Origin of the sequence: Candidatus Angelobacter sp. (assembly GCA_035607015.1) — a bacterium.
Taxonomy (GTDB): Bacteria; Verrucomicrobiota; Verrucomicrobiia; order Limisphaerales; family AV2; genus AV2.
Map to the genome: position 1 here is coordinate 1 of DATNDF010000192.1, position 17,942 is coordinate 17,942.

The following is a 17,942-nucleotide window of genomic DNA, read 5'->3' on the forward strand; positions in this document are numbered from 1 at the left end:
AATTGCCCCCCCTCGTTGTGAAACACCTTCACCGGCCCCCATTCGCACGCCAGGATCAGTTCGGGCAGCCCGTCCCCGTCCAGATCGCTCCACACCGCCCCGCTCACCAAACCCACCCCCTCCAGCCGCTTACTGTTCTCAGCATCCAGCACCCATTGCTGTCCATCGTTACGGTAAATACGAGACGCCGCCGCTTCAGGATAACGACCGGGAATGACCCGCCCGCCTACAAACAGGCCCAGATGTCCGTCGCCACGCAAGTCCGCCAGCGCCGCTGGTCCGATGCTAGACGCGTCCGTAGGCAAGCCAGCCGCGCTCTTCAAACTCCCACCCTGATAATCATAGCGCAGCACTGATTCGCCGTTGGTCGTACCGTCTTCGTAATTGGCCGAACCGACAAACAAGGAAGCCATACCGGCTATCGACCGCCAGCCCAGGACGGCGGTTTGATCGCGGGCTGCCGCACCATTGAGAGCAGGGGATTCAAGCAGCCTAAAGCCGGTCTCGGAGTCGTTGCGATACATGGCGAGCGTCCCGCCTTTGCCGCTGGCGATGATCAGATCATCGCGTCCGTCGCCATCGAAGTCGAACCAGGCGACACCCGGCCCGAGCTGACTGAGGCGATTGGGCAGCAGTGGTTGTCGTGAGAAGTCATCGAACAACTCTTCGTGATGCACATGGTGCAGCAGTTCACTGACGTCCTGAAAGAGTAACTGCTTTTCTTGTTCTTTGATGGTTTCTTTTTGCGGCGGTTTCGTTGCTTCCGACTCGTCAATTTCGACGAGACGATTCGGTCGGCAGTTGCGCACCACACTTCGCGCGCCACCACGCCAGGTCACCTCAACAGTCAGGTTGGTAGAACTCCCTGCGGCAAAGACCCGCATTGGATCGTCCCCTGACACGTACCGGCCTCCGCAAATCACTTCCTGGCTTTGAGTGACCGGCCCACCGTAAACCCTAATCTTCGCGCCAATGCCCTGCGTGTTGGGGGCCTTACCTCTCAGACGCACGGCGATCCGCGGCGCCGCGCTTTCATTACGATAAATCAACACCGGTCCATTCAGACAATTGATCACAACATCCAAGTCGCCATCGTTGTCTAAATCCGCCAGTGCCATTCCGTTGGAAACTTCGGTTGAATCGAAGCCCCATTCTTTGCCCGTTTCACGAAATGTCAAATCGTGGTGATTGTGAAAAGCGATGTTGGGTGTGTTCAAGCGCGGATATAGCAGAAGAGCCCTCCTCGTTGCTTCGAGAGAGACCTTCCCCATCATTCGAATTCGTTCCTGCGTGTCGGCGTCGTCCATATTATTGGCGAAGCCGTTGCTGACCAAAATGTCCTCCCAGCCGTCCAGGTCCACGTCCAGAAAAATCCCGCTCCAGGACCATTCTGAGCCGGCTACACCGCCGTAATTCGCAACTTCGGCGTAGGTGTCATCACCGCGATTCAGAAACAACGTGTTGCGCCTCATCTGCAATTGAGTGTCGAAGACCCCCGGCAGGTTAGGTTGCGGGTGCATCGTGCTTTTTTGGGTAAGCTTCAGCTGATGCTGGCGGCTCAGCATGTCCATTACGAGAAAATCGTCGTAGCCATCGCGATTAACATCGGCGAAATCAACTCCCATCGAAAAATAGCTGGTAGAACGCCAGGCAAGATGATTGAGCGCATGAAAGTGACCGTGACCATCGTTGATCCAACAGCGATCCGGCGTGGACACGTCATTGCAAACGTAGAGGTCGGGTGCTCCATCGCCGTTGAGATCGTGAAACATTGCAGACAATCCCTGGTCCCACGGAGCCCGGGTAAGGGGCTTGCCCTCCTCGTCGAGAAAAGTTCCATCAGTCCATGAAACCGCCGTAAACTTACCTTTGCCGTCGTTCAAGTATAAAACGTCCGGCTCACCCAATTCATATATCGTCCCATCTATAATTTTGATGCGTTGAGCGTAACGCCCCCGGGCCACGGGCCGGCCGTCAACATAAGAGACGGCGAAGGCTCCACCGCTTCGAAGAATCGAAACGACGCCGTAGTTGGCGACATACAGGTCAAGCGTCCCGTTGCCGTCAACATCAGCCAACGCCATCGAAGTGCTGCCCAGCTTCGACACGAGTCCTGCCGCAGCGGTCACGTTGGTGAAATGGCCATGACCATCATTCAAGAAACAAGCATTCGGCCCACCCATGGATGTGACCAGCAAATCTAAATCGCCATCACCGTCTATGTCGGCAAATACCGCCCCGGTCGAAGTCTGTCCAGGACAGGCTACGCCCGCTTCGGCAGTCACGTCTTTGAAGCTCCAGTTTCCGAGATTCTTGTAGAGCGCATTCGTCCCGTCCAGATTACAAAGGTAAATGTCGCAAAGTCCGTCCCCGTCGAAGTCCCCGAGTGCAACTCCTGATCCGTTCATCAGGTTGACATTCGTGATGGCCCGTGATTCCGGCAGCGTATTCGTAAAGTGTATCCCGGTTGCCTCGGGCGTGAGCAGGCTGAAACCTGTCCTGCCTGACGCAGGAACTGAAAGTATCGCCGTGCGAAAGCCTTCAGCCTTCTGCCAGTTCAACGGCTCGGCATCGGTTGAGAAAACTCCGGCCTCCATCAAAACAGCCAGCAGTACCACGCCAATGTGAGTCGCCGCGGAGTTCATTTTTGTGGGAATACGCGGTGCGTTTGACCGCCACAACGTTCTGATAGGAATAACTTTTCTATTTGCTCAGAGCGGTCAGTCGTTCGACGGTCAAGCTAATCTTCTCTCGGGTGCGGGCAAGCCTATTTGCGCCGCCTTTTTCAATCGCGTCAAATCGACCGGCGGGCAGGTTAAACGGTTGAAACCGTCCATGGACGTAATACACTACCAACGAGTTCATGGCACGTCGCACGAAACATTATCGGAGCGGAAAGAATGCGAAGACACGAAGGACACGGAAAACATCATCCTATTGGATGGTCACCGCCCTCGTTCTGGTCTGCCTGGGTCTTTTATCCGGGTTAGCCGGCTGGTTCCACCACCGTCCATCAAATCATCCATCTGGCAAATCCAACGTTCAAAGTGCTCCTTCACGGGTAAGTACGGAAGGTATCGCTCCCAGCGAGCCGACGAAAGCGAGCGCGACCGGCGAGACGCAGCCCGTAGATGTTGAAAAGTCCGCCAACCTTCTAAACGAGGGGGTCGAGCTGCTATCGCGCGGGAAGGTCAACGATGCCCTTGCGCGCTTCCAGGAGGCGGTTAAATTGAATCCCGAGGATGAAGACGCTCATTATAATCTGGCGCTGGCGCTGGCTCGAAAGGGCGATCGGAAGGCTGCGCAAAAACAGTATCTTGAAGCGCTGCGAATCTATCCCGATTATGCCGAAGTTCACAATAGCTTTGGCAACCTGCTGGTTGCCGAGGGGAAATTGGGTGAAGCAATCGAACATTTTCAATCCGCAATAAAACTCGCCCCGGACGACGCTTCTGCTCGGAACAATTTGGGTACCGCGCTGGGGTTGCAGGGCAAAGTGGTCGAATCGATCTCGTGCTTTCGAGAGGCGGTGCTCCTGAAACCCGGCTTCCTTGAGGCTCGCAATAACTTGGCCAGCGCCTACCTTGCTCAAGGCAGAATCGAGGAGGCCATTGCAGAGTTTGGTGGCATCCTCAAACTCAATCCGGACTTTGCGCCAGCCCAGCTGGGGTTGACCAAAGCGCGCCAGTTTCAGCAAAAATGAAGCTTGCTCGACAACGGCTGCTTCAACATAACCAACGGCAAACGCGACGCATGAAGAAGAACCGGCCAGCAACCTTGCCCGCAGGTGCGGCACTGTTTTTGTTGCTACACTCAACGTGCGTTCTTCGTGCGGTGGACGCCGGGTTCCCAAAACAAATCGCTGATCCGCTCAAGCTCAACCTCAATACGCTTCGTTTGATGGAGGAAAGCAAACACAAGCAGACCGATGCCGCCAAATCGTGGAAGGCCTTCCACGATTTCCAGTTTGCCGACCGGTACGAGGAAAGCGGCATTCGCTTCGAAAGCCGGATCGTGGACGACGCCGGAAAAAACTACAAGGCGGTCCATTACGATCACGGCACCGGCTTGGCGGTCGCCGACGTGGACGGTGACGGCCTGCTCGACATCTATTTCGTTAATCAGGTCGGCGGAAATCAACTCTGGCGGAACCTCGGCCATGGCAAATTTGAAAACATCACATCTGTCGCCGGGGTCGGATTGGGCGACAGAATCTGCGTGACAGCCTCATTTGCCGATATTGATAACGATGGTATGCCAGACCTTTTTGTCACCACGGTGAAAATGGGCAACGTCCTGTTCAAGAATCTTGGGCATGGACGATTCAAGAACATCACTCAAGAAGCGGGCGTTGGCGCAGTGGCCCATTCATCGGGCGCCGTGTTTTTCGACTTCAACAACGACGGGCTGCTGGACCTCTTTGTGTGCAACGTGGGTGTTTACACCACGAACGAAAAGGGCCCTGGTGGTTTTTACGCGGGGTATGCAGACGCCTTTTCCGGCTGGCAGAAACCGGAACGCAGCGAACAAAGCGTGCTCTATCAGAACCTGGGCGGCGGGAAATTCAAGGACGTGTCGAAAGAGGTGGGCTTGCAGCACCGCGGCTGGAGCGGTGATGCGACATTTTGTGATTTGAATGAGGACGGCTTCCCCGATCTCTACGTGTTGAGCATGTCGGGGGACGACAAGTATTATGAAAACGATCATGGCAAACGCTTCGTCGAAAAGACTGCGGCATATTTTCCCAAGACGCCGTGGGGTGCGATGGGGGTGAAATTCTTCGATTACAATCTGGATGGCTTGATGGATCTGTTCGTCACAGACATGCACTCGGACATGACCGACGCCCAATCCAGTGCCGGCAAACGGGACCTCAGTTCAAGGTTCGCGAAACAGAAAAGCGATCAATGGTGCTCGATCGATTGGTCAGCCGAGGCTCTGCGCAGCGCTTCCAACAGCATCTTCGGAAACGCGTTCTACCAGAATCGGGGCAACGGAAAGTTCGTGGAGGTGTCGGACCAGATCGGCGCTGAAACGTACTGGCCCTGGGGCATTACGGTCGCCGACTTGAACGCGGACGGCTATGAAGACGTTTTTGTGACCGCCGGCATGGGTTACCCGTTTCGTTACGCCAACAATTCGCTGTTGCTGAATGATGCCGGGCAACGCTTCGTGGACAGCGAATTTGTTCTGGGCGTCGAGCCGCCGAAGAACAACCGCATTGAAAAGGAGTACTTCACCCTCGATTGCGACGGTAAAGACAGAGACAATCCGCTTTCCCGGCACAGGAAAGGGATCGTGGGAATAACCGGCTCGACCAGCAGCCGCTCATCCGTTGCCTTCGATGTGGACGACGACGGGGATCTGGACCTGGTGACCAACGATTTCAATGACCATCCGCGCGTCCTCATCAGCAATTTGTCGGAGAAGAAACGAATCCATTACCTGAAAATCAAACTGGTCGGAACAGTTTCCAACCGCGACGGCCTCGGCGCGCTGGTCAAAGTTCATTGCGGTTCCAAGACCTACACCCGCTACAACGATGGGAAGTCAGGTTACCTTTCGCAGAGCTCAATGCCACTCTACTTCGGGCTCGGTGACGTGGCAAAGATCGATCGTATCGAAATAAATTGGCCGTCTGGCAAGAAACAGACGCTCGGCGATGAAATTCGTACGAACACCTTGCTTACGATCACCGAGGACAGGTAGTTCCCACATCGAAGGGGAGACGGGTCAGACACCCAACCGTAGCAATGCCCCTCCGCCGAGGACCGAACCCATATCGCTGTTCACGGCAGCCGTGTCACGTCTATGCGGTTGGTGTCGCTCACGCCGATTTCGAGCAGCGCGGCGTTTTGGTAGAGTTCGAGATTGCTTTTCACCGCCGGCGCCTTCGCGACGCTGCGCTGCCGGTCTATTTCCTGAAGCGACAGGACATCGAGCGCGACCGGGTCCGTGCTGAACCGGAGCTGGTTCAAGGCGGCGGAATAATGGAGCAACGTCTGTTCCTCGCCCTGATACTGACAGATCAACGCGTCAACGATGTTCAGGACGAGCCGGTCGCTCAACGCGTCCCGGTCATCCCGCAACGGTCGCACGAGAATCTCTGGAACCGCGGTGGCGAGGCGGTCGGCGTCATTTTCAAAGCGGAAGGTATTATCGACGCTGCCCATGGCCAGGCCCAAAAGGTTGCCGGAAACACCGGCGAAATTGTGGTTCAGCAACGGCGTGATGCTGATGATTTTTGTGATCTGCTGCGTGATCAGCTTCGAGGCGTAGGATTTGCGCCCAATGCCTTCGCCCTTTTTGCCGAATTCCAGGTCACCCCAGACCAGCTGCCCGAGAAGCGCCGTTTCATAAAAGGCCTTTTCGTCGTAACCGGCTTCAGCGGCGCCTGCGACGCGAACGCCGTAGCGCACGGCGAGGTCAAAAAATCCCGCCTGTCGGAGATCAGCAAGGTGCTTGTCCCAAACGATGAGATGTTTGGGAGGCATCCCGGCCGCGAGCAGAGATTTGACGACGGCTTCGACGACCGCCGGACGGGTGCCGCTGGTCGGACCGGGCGCAGAGAAGACTTTGAGGCCGACCACGTCCTGTGTGGACACCAGACTCAACCACGCGTCCTTGAGCGTGGCTTTACCGGTCAGATTCGTCAGCCCACGCTGGACCATGGCGGGAATTTTTTCCGGCTGAGGATTGAACGTCGCGGTCGCGTCCGGGTCCTGAACGATGACCACGCGCGCACGTTTGCCGGGTTCACGATTCGGGGCGCCGGTTTCGGCTGCGGTCGCCGACGGTCCGATCAACAAACCCAGGCCCAGTAGAGTTGAAATAAGCCGCGTCATCACAGCGCCATCCCGTGCGTTTCTTGACTCGTCGGTCCCCGAATGTTACCACCGTGCCAGATGCTGACCATTAAAAAACTGGTCGCTCCGTTTCCTGCGTTGACTCTGACGGTGCTTGGCCTCGCACTGTTCAACGGCTGCGCCGAATCGGGTCCGCGCGCGCTTCTGCACGGCGAACGCCTTTTGCGCGAAGGGATTTTTGTTCAGGCGATTCCAATGCTGGAGCGGGCGGCGTTGTTGTTGCCCAGGGACGCGCGGGCGTGGAATCACCTCGGTCTCGCATACCACAACGCCGGGCGGCTGGATGATGCGGTCAAAGCCTACCAACAGGCGCTGGCACTCGACCGTAATCTCGCTGCGGTGCACTACAATCTCGGCTGTCTGCACCTCGAACGGAACAACACGGCCGCTGCGCTGGCCGAACTGATCAGCTTCACCGGATTCCACCCGAACGCGCCCGAAGGGTGGGCGAAACTCGGGACGGCGCAGTTGCGCGCGCACCAGCTCGACGCCGCGGAAAAAAGCTTTCGCCAAGCCGTCAAGCTCGATCCGCGCTGCGCGGAAGCCTGGAACGGCCTGGGTCTGGCCCAGACCCAGCGGAGGCGGTACCAGGAGGCCTTCCAGCAGTTCAATACCGCCGTGCGCGCCCAGCCTGATTACGCCCCCGCGTTGCTGAACAGCGCGATCGTTTCACAGGAGTATTTGAATGGCCGGTCGCTTGCGCTGCAGAAGTACCGCGAATATCTGGCGCTCCGGCCGCGATCGCCCGCCGCGCCGGGCGTCCGGCAAATCGTGAATCAACTGGAGATCGAGCTTCACCCGCCCGCCCGCCCGCCTCTAACAAACGCTCCGCCTCCGACCGCTGCGCTCACCCAATCCAGCGCTCCACAGGTTGTCACCAACAAACCGGCGACGAACGGTGCGACGCACAAGCCGCCGGAGAGCTCCGCGACGCGCGTCGCCCCCGTCGTTTTGTCGCAACGGACGAACGTTCCAAACCCCACGACGCCTCCGCGGGTGGCTGCGGCAACTTCGGCGCCGCCCGCAAGACGCGAAGCGGCTCCGCCGACAAACGTCGAAATTGTGCGCTTGTCAGAAGACGAACCGATCAAACCGGCGCGTGACACAGCGCCGGTCGTCGAACCGCGCAACCTCCAGACTGTTTCTTCGGGGACCGCAGTGACAAATCCGTCAACGGGCACGGCGTCCGCTCCGGTGAAACCGAAAAACGGGTTTGCCGCCCGGCTGAATCCAAAAAACTGGTTTCGCTCGAAAGACACACCCAATGCCCCGGCTTCGACCTCCACCGACATTGCCGACCCGCTGGCGGCCGGTGGGACCAACAAAACGCTGACCATTGCCCGGGCGACCAGCCCCGCGCCATTGCCGCACTCCGCCGTTGCGCGCTACAAGTATCGTTCGCCGGCACCGCCAAAGCCCGGTAACCGTGGCGACGCCGAACGCCTGCTGGCCCAGGGTGTGCAGGCGCAGGGGCGGAACCGGTTGAGCGAAGCTGTCGAGGCGTATCGCCAGGCCGCGAACGCCGATCCGTCGTTTTTCGACGCCCATTACAATCTGGGGGTCGCTGCTTATGAAGCGGGCGACATGTCGCAGTGCCTGGTGGCATACGAGTACGCGCTGGCGATTAATCCCATCTCGGTAAAGGCGCGTTTCAATTTCGCGGTCGCGTTGCAGAAGTCCGGCTACCCCCGAGACGCAGCCAACGAGCTGGAAAAATTGCTGGCCGCCGATTCATCCGAAGCGCGCGCGCAGTTTGCGCTGGCCAACCTTTACGCACAGCAGCTCGGTGAACCGGACAAAGCGCGCGAACATTATCTGCGGCTGCTGGAGTTGGAACCACAACACCCGCAGGCGACCGCCATCCGCTACTGGCTGGAGGCAAACCCATAACCGGTGTCAACATTGCGGTTGGCTTGTCCCAAGTATTGACACACAGGAATAGACCGCGCGACGAGTGGCAAGTCTTCAAGTTCGCGGAATCATTGAGGCACGAAAACCGCTGTTTCATCGGGGGCGGGTACGAGCGAGTCGGATTTTCGGGCGCTATTTTGGGACTGGCAATCTGATACAGTGACGACTAGCCTGCTGCGTATATTGACCGGGTGTCCGGCTGACCTATGAAACCAACCGAACTTAATCTCAGCTTCAACTGGTTTGACCTGTTTGTGCTCGTCATGCTGGTGGTGGGAATCTTCGTCGGGCGCAAGCGCGGGATGTCGATGGAGTTGCTTTCCGTCCTCCAGTGGCTGCTCATCGTTTTCGCCGGTGCGATGGCATGTGGACCCCTGGGTAAAATGCTGTCAGACCTTTCGGGGATGAGTCCGGTTTTGACCTATATCACGGCGTATCTGTTCGCTGCGCTCGTGATCAAGATCGTTTTCGTCGTGATCCGGCGCATGGCCGGGGAGAAACTGGTGGCTGGCGACGTCTTCGGCAATTTCGAGTATTACCTCGGAATGGTCGCGGGGCTCGTCCGCTTCGCGTGCATCGTGCTGTTTGTCATGGCGCTGTTGAATGCCCAGCAGGTCAGCAAGGCGGAGATCGACGCGCAGCTCAAGGCGCAGCGCGAATGGGCCGGGAGCATCTACTTCCCTCCGTTCGGCGTGATCCAGCGGGGGATCTTCGAGGGTTCATTCACCGGCCGTGCTGTCAAACAGTATCTGTCCGCGCAGCTGATCAACGTTGACTCAGCCGCCGGCCGCGGCGTGGCTCACGAGAGCATTGGTCGCACCCGCGAGCGCGAGGTCAACGAAATCGTGAATCCGAAATAACGGCGGCGCCGGGCCGGTGCGCATCCATGGCAGGTTTTTTCCCCCCGGCGACCCTCGAACAAATCCGCGCCGCAAGCGACATCGTTGATGTCATTGGTTCGTATCTTCCCCTCAAGCGCGCCGGGGGGAACTTTGTCGCGCTCTGCCCGTTTCACAAGGAAAAGACGCCCAGTTTCAACGTCAATCCGCACAAACAGATCTTTCACTGCTTTGGATGCCACAAAGGCGGGGACGTTTTCACGTTTGTTCAGGAATACGAAAGCATCACTTTTGCCGAGGCCGTACGGCGTCTGGCAGAACGCGCAAAGATTCCGCTCGAATTTGAAAAAAACCCGGCGCAGCAAAAGAGCCGCTTCGTCAAGGAATCGCTGCTGCAAATTCATGAGCAGGTCACACAACGCTGGCAGGCCGCGCTGGCCAACGATGCCGCGGGTCAGGTCGCGCGCGATTACCTGAAGAAACGTGGCGTGCCGGACGAGGCCGCAAAACTGTTTCGCCTGGGATTCGCCCCTGATGCGTGGGACGACACGGTGAACTGGGCGAAGAACAAGGGTTATGAGCTGCCGCTGGTGGAGCAGGCCGGCTTGATCCTCCGCAAGGAGGGAGGCGACCATTTTTACGATCGCTTTCGCGGCAGATTGATTTTTCCGATTTGCGATGAACAGGGCCGCGTCGTCGGATTCAGCGGGCGCGTGCTCACCGGAGATGAAAAGACGGCAAAGTACGTCAATTCGCCGGAAACGCCGATTTTCACGAAAGGCAGGGTCTTCTTCGGCCTGGACAAATCCAAGCGCGCGCTGCTCGACGCCGGTTACGCCGTCGTGTGCGAAGGCCAGCTTGATTTGATCGCCTGTTACATGGCCGGCGTTCACAACATCGTCGCGCCGCAGGGCACCGCGCTCACCGCAGACCACGCGCGCATCCTCAAACGCTACGTGGACGAGGTCGTCCTCTGCTTCGATTCCGATACGGCGGGCCGCAACGCCGCGATTCGTGCCCTCGACGATCTGCTCGCGTCCGGCCTCGCAATTCGCGTCGCCGTTGTCCCGGCGCCGCACGATCCGGACAGCTTTATCAAGGAGTCCGGTGGGGCGGCTTTTCAGCGATTGATCGAGGGTGCGGAGGGCTTTTTCGATTTTTACTTGAACCATCTTTGCTCGGTGAATGACCCGGAGCAGGACAAAGGCCGCGTGGCCGTGGTGCACTCCATGAGCGAGGCCTTGCGCAAGACCGGCAACGCCGTGCTCGTGGACACCTACGCGCAAAAAACTGCACAACGGCTCGGCGTCTCTGCTGACGCGGTCCGCGCGGAATTTAAAAAATCTCGCGCGCCGCAAAAGAAGGAAACGGACGAATCCGGTGAGACAGCCGTACCCGCGGCGCGTCCTTCGGCGCAGGAGCTCTGGCTGTTGAAATTACTGCTGCTGGACGACGAATTGCCACAGCAGGCTGCAGCGCACCTGGACCTGAACTGGGTGCGGCACGCCGTCGCGCGTCAGATTGTTTCTGCGCGGCTGGCGGTGCAGGCGGACGGACGGCCTCCATCTGTGACCGCGTTACTGGCCCAAATGGAGGACGCGTCGGCCCGGAGCCTCGTGACCGAGGCTGTGTCCGAACAGCGCGAGATTCCGAACCGCCCCCAGCAACTTGCGGATGTGGCGAAGCGGCTGCGCGACCAGTTCATTGAATCCGAACTGAAGACGATCCTGCGGCGCTTCAACGAACCAGGCCTGTCTGATGAAGACCGGATCGCCCTCACGAGGAGAAAGCTTGAGCTGCTGCAGTTGAAGGGCCGTTCTTTGCCGGCTTGATGTTGTCCCCGATCTTGCGGCACCCGCGCGCGGTCAAATCCGCTTGCAGCGAGCCGTTCTTCTTCTAGTATCCGTGCATGGCAACCGTGGTCACCTTGCTCCTCGTCGGTGCCGCTTTGCTGTTTCTGGAAACGATCCTTCCCGGAATGATTGCGGGCATTATCGGTTTTGGTTGCGTGGTCGCCGCCGTGATAGTGGCCTACGTGAATTTCGATCAGCGCACCGCCAATTTTATTCTCCTGGCTGTTGTTGTCGGTCTGACCGTCGCGACTCTGGCATGGTTCAAGTTTTTTCCTGAAAGCCGGTTTGCGAGACTCTTCATTTCGAAACACGCGGTCGGCGATATCGGCACTGAGAAGCCGGAATTGCTCAATCAAACCGGCATCGCGCTCACGACGCTGAGACCTTCCGGAACCGCCGTCATCGACGGCAAGAGGGTCGATGTGGTGACCGAAGGGCCGTTCGTCGACAAGGGCGCCGCGGTGAAGGTTGTCGAAGTCGAAGGAATGCGGGTCGTGGTAAGGACCGTTTAGCCGAATTCACTCAAGTCTCCTATGCAAATAAATACTGCAATGTTGGCGGAAATCCCCCAGCCCATCCAAATCTTTGCATGGGGCGTTCTGGGTGTGCTGGTGCTGATCGTCCTGGTGATCCTGATCAACTTCTTCAGCATCTGGATTCGCGCCCTGTTTTCGGGCGCGCGCGTCACTTACACCGAATTGATCGCACTGCGGCTGCGCAGCGTGCCCGTCGGCCTCGTCGTGGACACGCGCATCACCGCGGTGAAGTCCGGATTGGAGGTTTCGATCGATGACCTTTCCACACATTATCTGGCGGGCGGCAATATTGAGATGGTCGTGCTGTCGCTGATCGCCGCGAAAAAAGCCGGCATCCGCCTCGATTTCGACCGCGCTTGCGCCATTGACCTCGCCACCAAAGGCACCGGCAAAACCGTCCTCGAAGCGGTCAAAACCTCTGTCAATCCGAAAGTTATCGACTGCCCGAACCCGGCACCGGGCAAAACCACGATTGATGGCGTGGCGAAGGACGGGATCGTGGTGAAAGCCAAGGCGCGCGTCACCGTGCGCACGCACCTCGAGCGGTTTGTTGGCGGCGCGACCGAGGAAACAATCATCGCGCGCGTGGGCGAAGGCATCGTGGCCACCATCGGCTCGGCGGACAGCTACAAGGATGTGCTCGAACACCCGGACAGCATTTCCAAAACAGTGCTCGGCAAGGCGCTCGACAGCAACACAGCATTTGAAATCCTCTCCATCGACATCGCCGATGTGAACGTCGGAGAAAACGTCGGAGCAAGGTTGCAGGCGGAACAGGCCGAGGCGAACAAACTCATCGCGCAGGCGCAGGCCGAAGTGCGCCGCGCCGCCGCCGTGGCGGTCGAACAGGAAATGCTGGCCCGTGTTCAAGAAATGCACGCGCGCGTCGTCGAAGCCGAGGCACAAGTGCCGCTCGCGATGGCCGAGGCGTTCCGCAGCGGCAATCTCGGCATAATGGACTTTTACCGTATGAAAAACATCCAGGCGGACACTGGTATGCGTGACAGCATCGCGGGCGCGGGCGGCACCGGCACGGCGGGGGGCGCCGCGGGAGCGCAAACCAAACCATCCGGCAGTTGAACTGAAGCGAAGCCTTCCGATACAAACCGATGGCGATTTCGATGGATTCCGCGTTCACCATTCCGATGTTCGGCAGGATCGAGAGTTTCTGGATCGTTGTCGCCGTCGTCGTCGTTTCGTCAGTTTGGGAATGGCTTAAAAAGCAGCGCAAGACAGGAAGGACCGGCTCTCCAGGTGGAGGATCGGAACCGTTCACTTCGTCTCCGCCGGCCACCGCTCCACGCCCCGCGGCAACGAGCGATTGGGAGGCGGAATTACGGCGCTTGCTCGGTGGCGAATCGCCGGTGGCCAATCCTCCACCAACGGCTCCGCCACTCATCCGTACGACGGTCATTCAGGAAGCGAAGCCGGTTTCTTCTGCGCGCCCGACCATTGTCGCCACGCCAATGGTGAGAACGCCGCCTCCGCCGTCCCCCGAAACTCGAATCACGACGGCGGAGAAGTCCGTTGATGTTCATCGGCCGGCCCTCCAGGAATCAGCCGCTGCTTATCATCGCGCGAGCCATTTACAGGAAGAGGTCGCGAAGCATCTGAAGGGGGTTGACGAGATGACCGAACGGCATCTGGCTGGAACCGGGATCGTGCCTGCCCGGGCTCTTTCAGTCGAAGCGGCCCAAACCATAGCGTTGATCCGCAACCCGAGGACCGCGCGTCAGGCCGTGATTGCGTCGCTGATTTTCGGCCCCCCGAAGGCACTGGCGGCGGAATAATCTGTTTTACTTCGAGAGTTACGGTTCCTATATTCGCGCGCCTCGTGCCGACGTGGCGGAATTGGCAGACGCGCTGGACTCAAAATCCAGTGGTAGCGATACCGTGTGGGTTCGACCCCCTCCGTCGGCACCAACCGTTTCAATGCTTTGTGCCTTGGCGGATAAGTTGTCCAACCGAGATTTCCCGTTAATTGGCGAGATCAGGCGTTAATTGCCTTTAGATAAAGGGTTGCGGGGATTCAAGCGCCAATCCCGTTTTGATAAGTTGTCCAGGCTTTCAATACCTGTCCATGCTGAGAGTTCAACCGATTCAAAACGCAACAAGTTGCAAATGAGTCAATTGAACTTTCGCCTGGACAACTTATGCTCCGCGTTCCCGAAGTCACATTTTTCCTCCTGTTTGCCCCTCGAAAATCCGTTTCGCGGCAAGCGCAAGCCTCCTGAATGCCCGTTGCAACGTCGTTGCCTTGCCCAAAATATGGCCCTGTTCGACGGCCGTTCCAACTACTGCACCAGCGCCTTGATGTTGCGGGCGAAATCCGTGTTGCGCTTCGAGTCGCGATTGATTTTCACGACCGCGACACCCTCGGCCAAAGAGAGTTGTGTAGAGAAGGAAAAAGGACGGGTTTGGATGCACACACAGCTTTTCACCAAAACCCGCCATCCGCCCATTCGAGCAGGACATTACTGAGACTGTGGTGCGCGCGCCAATCACGCTGCCAGAATTGTTTAATTGTAAGTTATCAGCACGTTGCCACCGGATAAGGAGATGGCGGAAATAGTAAGCGCCGTGCCTGACATGATACGATAATACTGCATGCTACCTGACAAAGGAACCGTTATGGTCTTGGTCTCGGTATTCACTGATTGTCCTGAAGCGCTGGTATACGGACCAATGAGTTCTGTCGCGGATACCAATGTGACGGCGCCAATTACTGTGTTTGGAATCGCAACGGCATTGGCGTCCAGAGTAACCGCGCCTATCCGTGCCAACGCTCTGCCGTCCAGAGTTGTGCCGGTGGCAAGCGAGATTGACTGATCAGCCAGGATCATTCCTTTGAAGATCGAAGTCGTCCCTAGCGTGGCAGAACTGCCGACCTGCCAATAAATGTTGGCGGCATTGGCGCTGCCGCTCAGGATAACCTGACTGCCGGCTGCCGTGTCGAGTGAAGACGCTATCTGGAAAATGAAGACAGCATTTGGATCGCCCTGAGCGTCGAGAGTGAGATTCCCTGTTATTGCCAGCGTGCCCGATGATTTATAGAGGCCGGGGGCCAACGTCCGGCCGCCGAGATCTGCGTTGGCCACATCGACCGGAGCCAGTGTTCGTCCGGCCGCGTCGTTATACGCAGTGGTCAAATCACCTTGGGCTGTTTGTGCGACCGCATCCCCCGCGTGCATCGTCCCACTCACAGTTCCTGGACCACCCGGCGGAATTCCCGCGAAGCCTGTCATTGCAGAACCCGTCCAGACACCCAGGTCGCCGGCAACCGTCGTACCCCCCGGTGCTCGTGACCGTGGAGCCCGCCAGGACCGCGAAGTTGCCTGCCGATCCGAGCTGGACCGGCGCTTGGACAGCCGCTGCGTCATGGCGCGGGAACATGACGGCCACCGCGAAGACAAGGCCCACGAAGATCCGCTTCGTTCCGTTCACACCGACGAGGGGTTTACATGCTTTCATCATCATCATATTTTCTTCCTGGTAGTCACCCGGAGTACCTCGCTGTGGCAGCAGCTGTCTCTCTGATTCGCAGGATTCCGTTTTTTTCTCCGTAAAAATAAGCCAAACAACCATGCGCGCGCTATGACGGGGTTAACCGTGGGGTCTTTCCCCTCTACGGCTTTTTCCGAACCTCAACAAAAACTCGCGCCTGCACCGCATTTAGCGTGGGGCAAAAGTGAAAACCGCGACTCGTCTATTGAACAGGCCTTCGACTATCAAGTGAAACGACTCCATCTCGCATGAACCCGCTTCGTTGATTCCCTACTTAAGGCGGTCCCCCGTCGGCCGAGTGAATGGGGCGAGATGAGCAACCGTCGCTTGGGTAATGGTGTTGGCTTTGCGCCGTACCACCACCAGCCCGCATCTCGTGTCAGAAGGGAAGCCAGTCTCCCCCGAATCGCATCTGGCCGCCAGGGCCGCGCACGCAGGCCGAGCGTCATCCCACGTGCCCCGGGCAACACGACAAGCCGAACCCTTTCACGCCTTTCTCCTCGCGGACGTTGAAGCCGAAACCGACTCTGATCAGAGAAGTGAAGCACTTGAACGCGCTGTCGAATCCGTTTCTGACGCGGATCTGCCTGCAATGCTTGATTCGCTTGCGCTCGACGCAACACCAGGGGCCGCTGAAATGAGTTTGCTCATTGTCCGTCGTTGGGCGGAAACCAACGCACTAGCCGCAGCCACGTGGGTCGCGCAACGACCTGGAGGCTCCGCCCACCGCGCCGCGCTCGAACAAATCGCCACGGCTTGGGCCAACTCCGACCTGCCTGCCGCCGCAGATTGGGTGCGTGCTTTGCCTGAAGGCGACAGCAAGCAAGCGGCGACCCTTGATCTCGCCTACGAAGCCGCCCGAACCGAGCCGATCGCGGCGCTTGAACTGGCGAGTACACTTCCGCCCGCGCATGAACGCGACGATTTGCTTGTTCACGCGGTCAGCCAGTGGGCCCGGACTGATTCCACCACTGCTGCCGAGTGGGCGATGAAAGCGATCGATCCTAACCTCCGACAGCGCCTGGTTGCAGCGGTGGCAGTCGCCTCGGCGGAACATGACGGGTTCGTCGCCGCCACGCTCGCCGCGGGCGCCCTGGAAGCCGGGGTTGAACAGGACCGCGCGGCGATTTCCATCGTGCAACGCTGGACGCATAATTCGCCACAGGCCGCTGCTTCCTGGGTTTCGCAATTCTCAGATATCCCATCACGCGATGTGGCGGTGCAAAACCTTCTGGCCCTCTGGACCCCTCAGGACGCAGAGGCGGCCGGAAACTGGCTGCGCGAACTGCCGGCCGGCGTCATGCGCGACGTCGGAGTCGCTGCTTATGCTAAAGCATTGGCAGAGCGCGACCGAACCCCGGCAGCGGTCGTACCTGCCGGGGGGATGTAAACCGGTCCGAGCGACCGCTCTCCTGTCGAAATCGTCCGGCTGGTAATGCGTTCTCCGTCGTAAGCTTCGTCCGATTCGACCGTTCCGTTTGCCCAAGCTCTTACGCTCGCCGTGGTGCCATGGTTCTTTCCCGTGGCGGCAAGGAACACCCTAGTCGCGGCCAGGCCTCGTGAGGTGTAACGATACTCATGCGTAACATCCATGAACAAGCAGTCGGCCGCATCGACGGAGTTCCGAATTGGTCCTCGCGGGCCTCAGGACTCACAAGAGTTCTGGGAGGAATCTTGTTCTTCGCGCTGCTTCACAAACCCGTCCAAGCATCCCAAAGCGTGACTTTGGCCTGGGACCAAAACACAGACCCCGTCGTTGCCGGCTACAATATGTATTATGGCGTCGCGAGCCACATTTACACCAACAAGATTGATGTTGGCAATGCAACCAGCGTACGCATCCCCGGCTTGGTCGAAGGCACCACCTATTTCTTCTCAGTTACTGCGTATAGTGTGCCCGGTTTGGAGAGCGGTTTCGCGGATGAACTCAGCTATACCGTGCCCGGAGCATTTCCAAAAGTGCAGATCGTCGCCACCGAGGGGCAGTTTTTTCTCACAGTGACGGGGCTGACGGGCCATTCGTACGACATCGAAGCGACGGAGGATTTCACAACCTGGACGATCGTCAGCACAATAACGCTTGGTGCCAGCGGTTCGTCGGATACCACCGACCCGAACGCGGCGAGTTTTTCGAGGCGATATTATCGCACGCGCGAACATCCAGCGATGATGTCTGAAGGCAGTTCGCCTGGCTCTGACGGCGCGCCAATATCGCGACAACAGATGTACAGCAAAGCCTGGTCAGGGTCGCAAATCGCGCAAACTGCTCCGCGAGTCTCCGATGAGAATAAACGAAAGATCAAGCAATGACACTCTATCTCAGCCAAAGATGTTGGGGCCGTTTGTGCCTCCACTGCGCGGCGGCACTACGCGCCGGCCATTGGCGCTGGCATCTCGCTGGCATCCGACGGGAGATACAATCGTCCGAGCCGC

14 protein-coding genes and 1 tRNA gene are annotated in these 17,942 nt (G+C 58.4%); 12 read left to right on the plus strand and 3 right to left on the minus strand.

Translation table 11 applies throughout. The features are described 5' to 3' along the window. Positions 1-2,645 (minus strand): CRTAC1 family protein (locus VN887_07795; protein ID HXT39909.1); only part of this gene is annotated, 2,645 nt, incomplete at its 3' end. 296 nt (positions 2,646-2,941) lie between these two features. Between VN887_07795 and VN887_07800 the strand changes: the two genes are divergently transcribed. Both VN887_07800 and VN887_07805 read left to right on the plus strand, forming a co-directional pair. Continuing rightward, positions 2,942-3,703 carry a tetratricopeptide repeat protein gene (locus VN887_07800; GenBank protein ID HXT39910.1) on the plus strand — a complete coding sequence of 254 codons (762 nt, stop codon included), beginning with the start codon at positions 2,942-2,944 and terminating at the stop codon, positions 3,701-3,703. Positions 3,704-3,753: 50 nt separating this feature from the next. Then, entirely contained in the window at positions 3,754-5,709 is a 1,956-nt protein-coding gene (locus VN887_07805; GenBank protein HXT39911.1) for a CRTAC1 family protein, read from the plus strand. An 80-nt stretch (positions 5,710-5,789) separates the two neighbouring features. Here VN887_07805 and VN887_07810 read toward each other — a convergent pair whose 3' ends face one another. Next, on the minus strand, positions 5,790-6,845 hold the full coding sequence (locus VN887_07810; protein ID HXT39912.1) for a DUF362 domain-containing protein: 1,056 nt from the start codon (positions 6,843-6,845) through the stop codon (positions 5,790-5,792). Between the two features lie 60 nt (positions 6,846-6,905). On the opposite strand from VN887_07810, the gene VN887_07815 reads away from it, so the two are divergent. The 8 genes from VN887_07815 to VN887_07850 all read left to right on the plus strand — a co-directional run bounded on the left by VN887_07815 (position 6,906) and on the right by VN887_07850 (position 14,486). Next, the gene (locus VN887_07815; GenBank protein ID HXT39913.1) at positions 6,906-8,756 is read left to right on the plus strand and encodes a tetratricopeptide repeat protein; all 1,851 of its coding nucleotides are present in this window, start codon (positions 6,906-6,908) and stop codon (positions 8,754-8,756) included. Positions 8,757-8,983: 227 nt separating this feature from the next. Next, positions 8,984-9,637, plus strand: a complete 654-nt coding sequence (locus VN887_07820; protein ID HXT39914.1) for a CvpA family protein — start codon at positions 8,984-8,986, stop codon at positions 9,635-9,637. A gap of 26 nt (positions 9,638-9,663) precedes the next feature. After that, positions 9,664-11,448 (plus strand): DNA primase, encoded by a 1,785-nt coding sequence (dnaG, locus tag VN887_07825; protein ID HXT39915.1) that lies wholly within the window; start codon positions 9,664-9,666, stop codon positions 11,446-11,448. 77 nt (positions 11,449-11,525) lie between these two features. Further along, entirely contained in the window at positions 11,526-11,981 is a 456-nt protein-coding gene (locus VN887_07830) for an NfeD family protein (protein HXT39916.1), read from the plus strand. A 39-nt stretch (positions 11,982-12,020) separates the two neighbouring features. After that, positions 12,021-13,085 (plus strand): flotillin-like protein FloA, encoded by a 1,065-nt coding sequence (gene floA / locus VN887_07835; protein ID HXT39917.1) that lies wholly within the window; start codon positions 12,021-12,023, stop codon positions 13,083-13,085. 41 nt (positions 13,086-13,126) lie between these two features. Next, positions 13,127-13,795, plus strand: a complete 669-nt coding sequence (locus VN887_07840; GenBank protein HXT39918.1) for a hypothetical protein — start codon at positions 13,127-13,129, stop codon at positions 13,793-13,795. 46 nt (positions 13,796-13,841) lie between these two features. After that, a tRNA-Leu gene (locus tag VN887_07845) sits at positions 13,842-13,928 on the plus strand. A gap of 345 nt (positions 13,929-14,273) precedes the next feature. Next, a complete protein-coding gene (locus VN887_07850; GenBank protein HXT39919.1) occupies positions 14,274-14,486 on the plus strand; it encodes a hypothetical protein in 213 nt (70 codons plus the stop codon). Positions 14,487-14,524: 38 nt separating this feature from the next. On the opposite strand, the gene VN887_07855 is transcribed toward VN887_07850, so the two are convergent. Then, a complete protein-coding gene (locus tag VN887_07855) occupies positions 14,525-15,385 on the minus strand; it encodes an ice-binding family protein (GenBank protein HXT39920.1) in 861 nt (286 codons plus the stop codon). Positions 15,386-16,146: 761 nt separating this feature from the next. Between VN887_07855 and VN887_07860 the strand changes: the two genes are divergently transcribed. Next, complete coding sequence (locus tag VN887_07860; protein HXT39921.1) at positions 16,147-16,899, plus strand: hypothetical protein; 753 nt, start codon at positions 16,147-16,149, stop codon at positions 16,897-16,899. A 329-nt stretch (positions 16,900-17,228) separates the two neighbouring features. Continuing rightward, positions 17,229-17,819, plus strand: a complete 591-nt coding sequence (locus tag VN887_07865) for a fibronectin type III domain-containing protein (GenBank protein ID HXT39922.1) — start codon at positions 17,229-17,231, stop codon at positions 17,817-17,819. Positions 17,820-17,942: the final 123 nt, after the last annotated feature.

Bases quoted from the DNA above. Each gene is read 5' to 3' on its own strand.
- VN887_07800 (HXT39910.1), top strand. From the start codon at position 2,942: ATGGTCACCGCCCTCGTTCTGGTCTGCCTGGGTCTTTTATCCGGGTTA.
- VN887_07805 (HXT39911.1), top strand. From the start codon at position 3,754: ATGAAGAAGAACCGGCCAGCAACCTTGCCCGCAGGTGCGGCACTGTTT.
- VN887_07810 (HXT39912.1), bottom strand. From the start codon at position 6,845: ATGACGCGGCTTATTTCAACTCTACTGGGCCTGGGTTTGTTGATCGGA.
- VN887_07815 (HXT39913.1), top strand. From the start codon at position 6,906: ATGCTGACCATTAAAAAACTGGTCGCTCCGTTTCCTGCGTTGACTCTG.
- VN887_07820 (HXT39914.1), top strand. From the start codon at position 8,984: ATGAAACCAACCGAACTTAATCTCAGCTTCAACTGGTTTGACCTGTTT.
- dnaG (HXT39915.1), top strand. From the start codon at position 9,664: ATGGCAGGTTTTTTCCCCCCGGCGACCCTCGAACAAATCCGCGCCGCA.
- VN887_07830 (HXT39916.1), top strand. From the start codon at position 11,526: ATGGCAACCGTGGTCACCTTGCTCCTCGTCGGTGCCGCTTTGCTGTTT.
- floA (HXT39917.1), top strand. From the start codon at position 12,021: ATGTTGGCGGAAATCCCCCAGCCCATCCAAATCTTTGCATGGGGCGTT.
- VN887_07840 (HXT39918.1), top strand. From the start codon at position 13,127: ATGGATTCCGCGTTCACCATTCCGATGTTCGGCAGGATCGAGAGTTTC.
- VN887_07850 (HXT39919.1), top strand. From the start codon at position 14,274: ATGGCCCTGTTCGACGGCCGTTCCAACTACTGCACCAGCGCCTTGATG.
- VN887_07855 (HXT39920.1), bottom strand. From the start codon at position 15,385: ATGACGCAGCGGCTGTCCAAGCGCCGGTCCAGCTCGGATCGGCAGGCA.
- VN887_07860 (HXT39921.1), top strand. From the start codon at position 16,147: ATGAGTTTGCTCATTGTCCGTCGTTGGGCGGAAACCAACGCACTAGCC.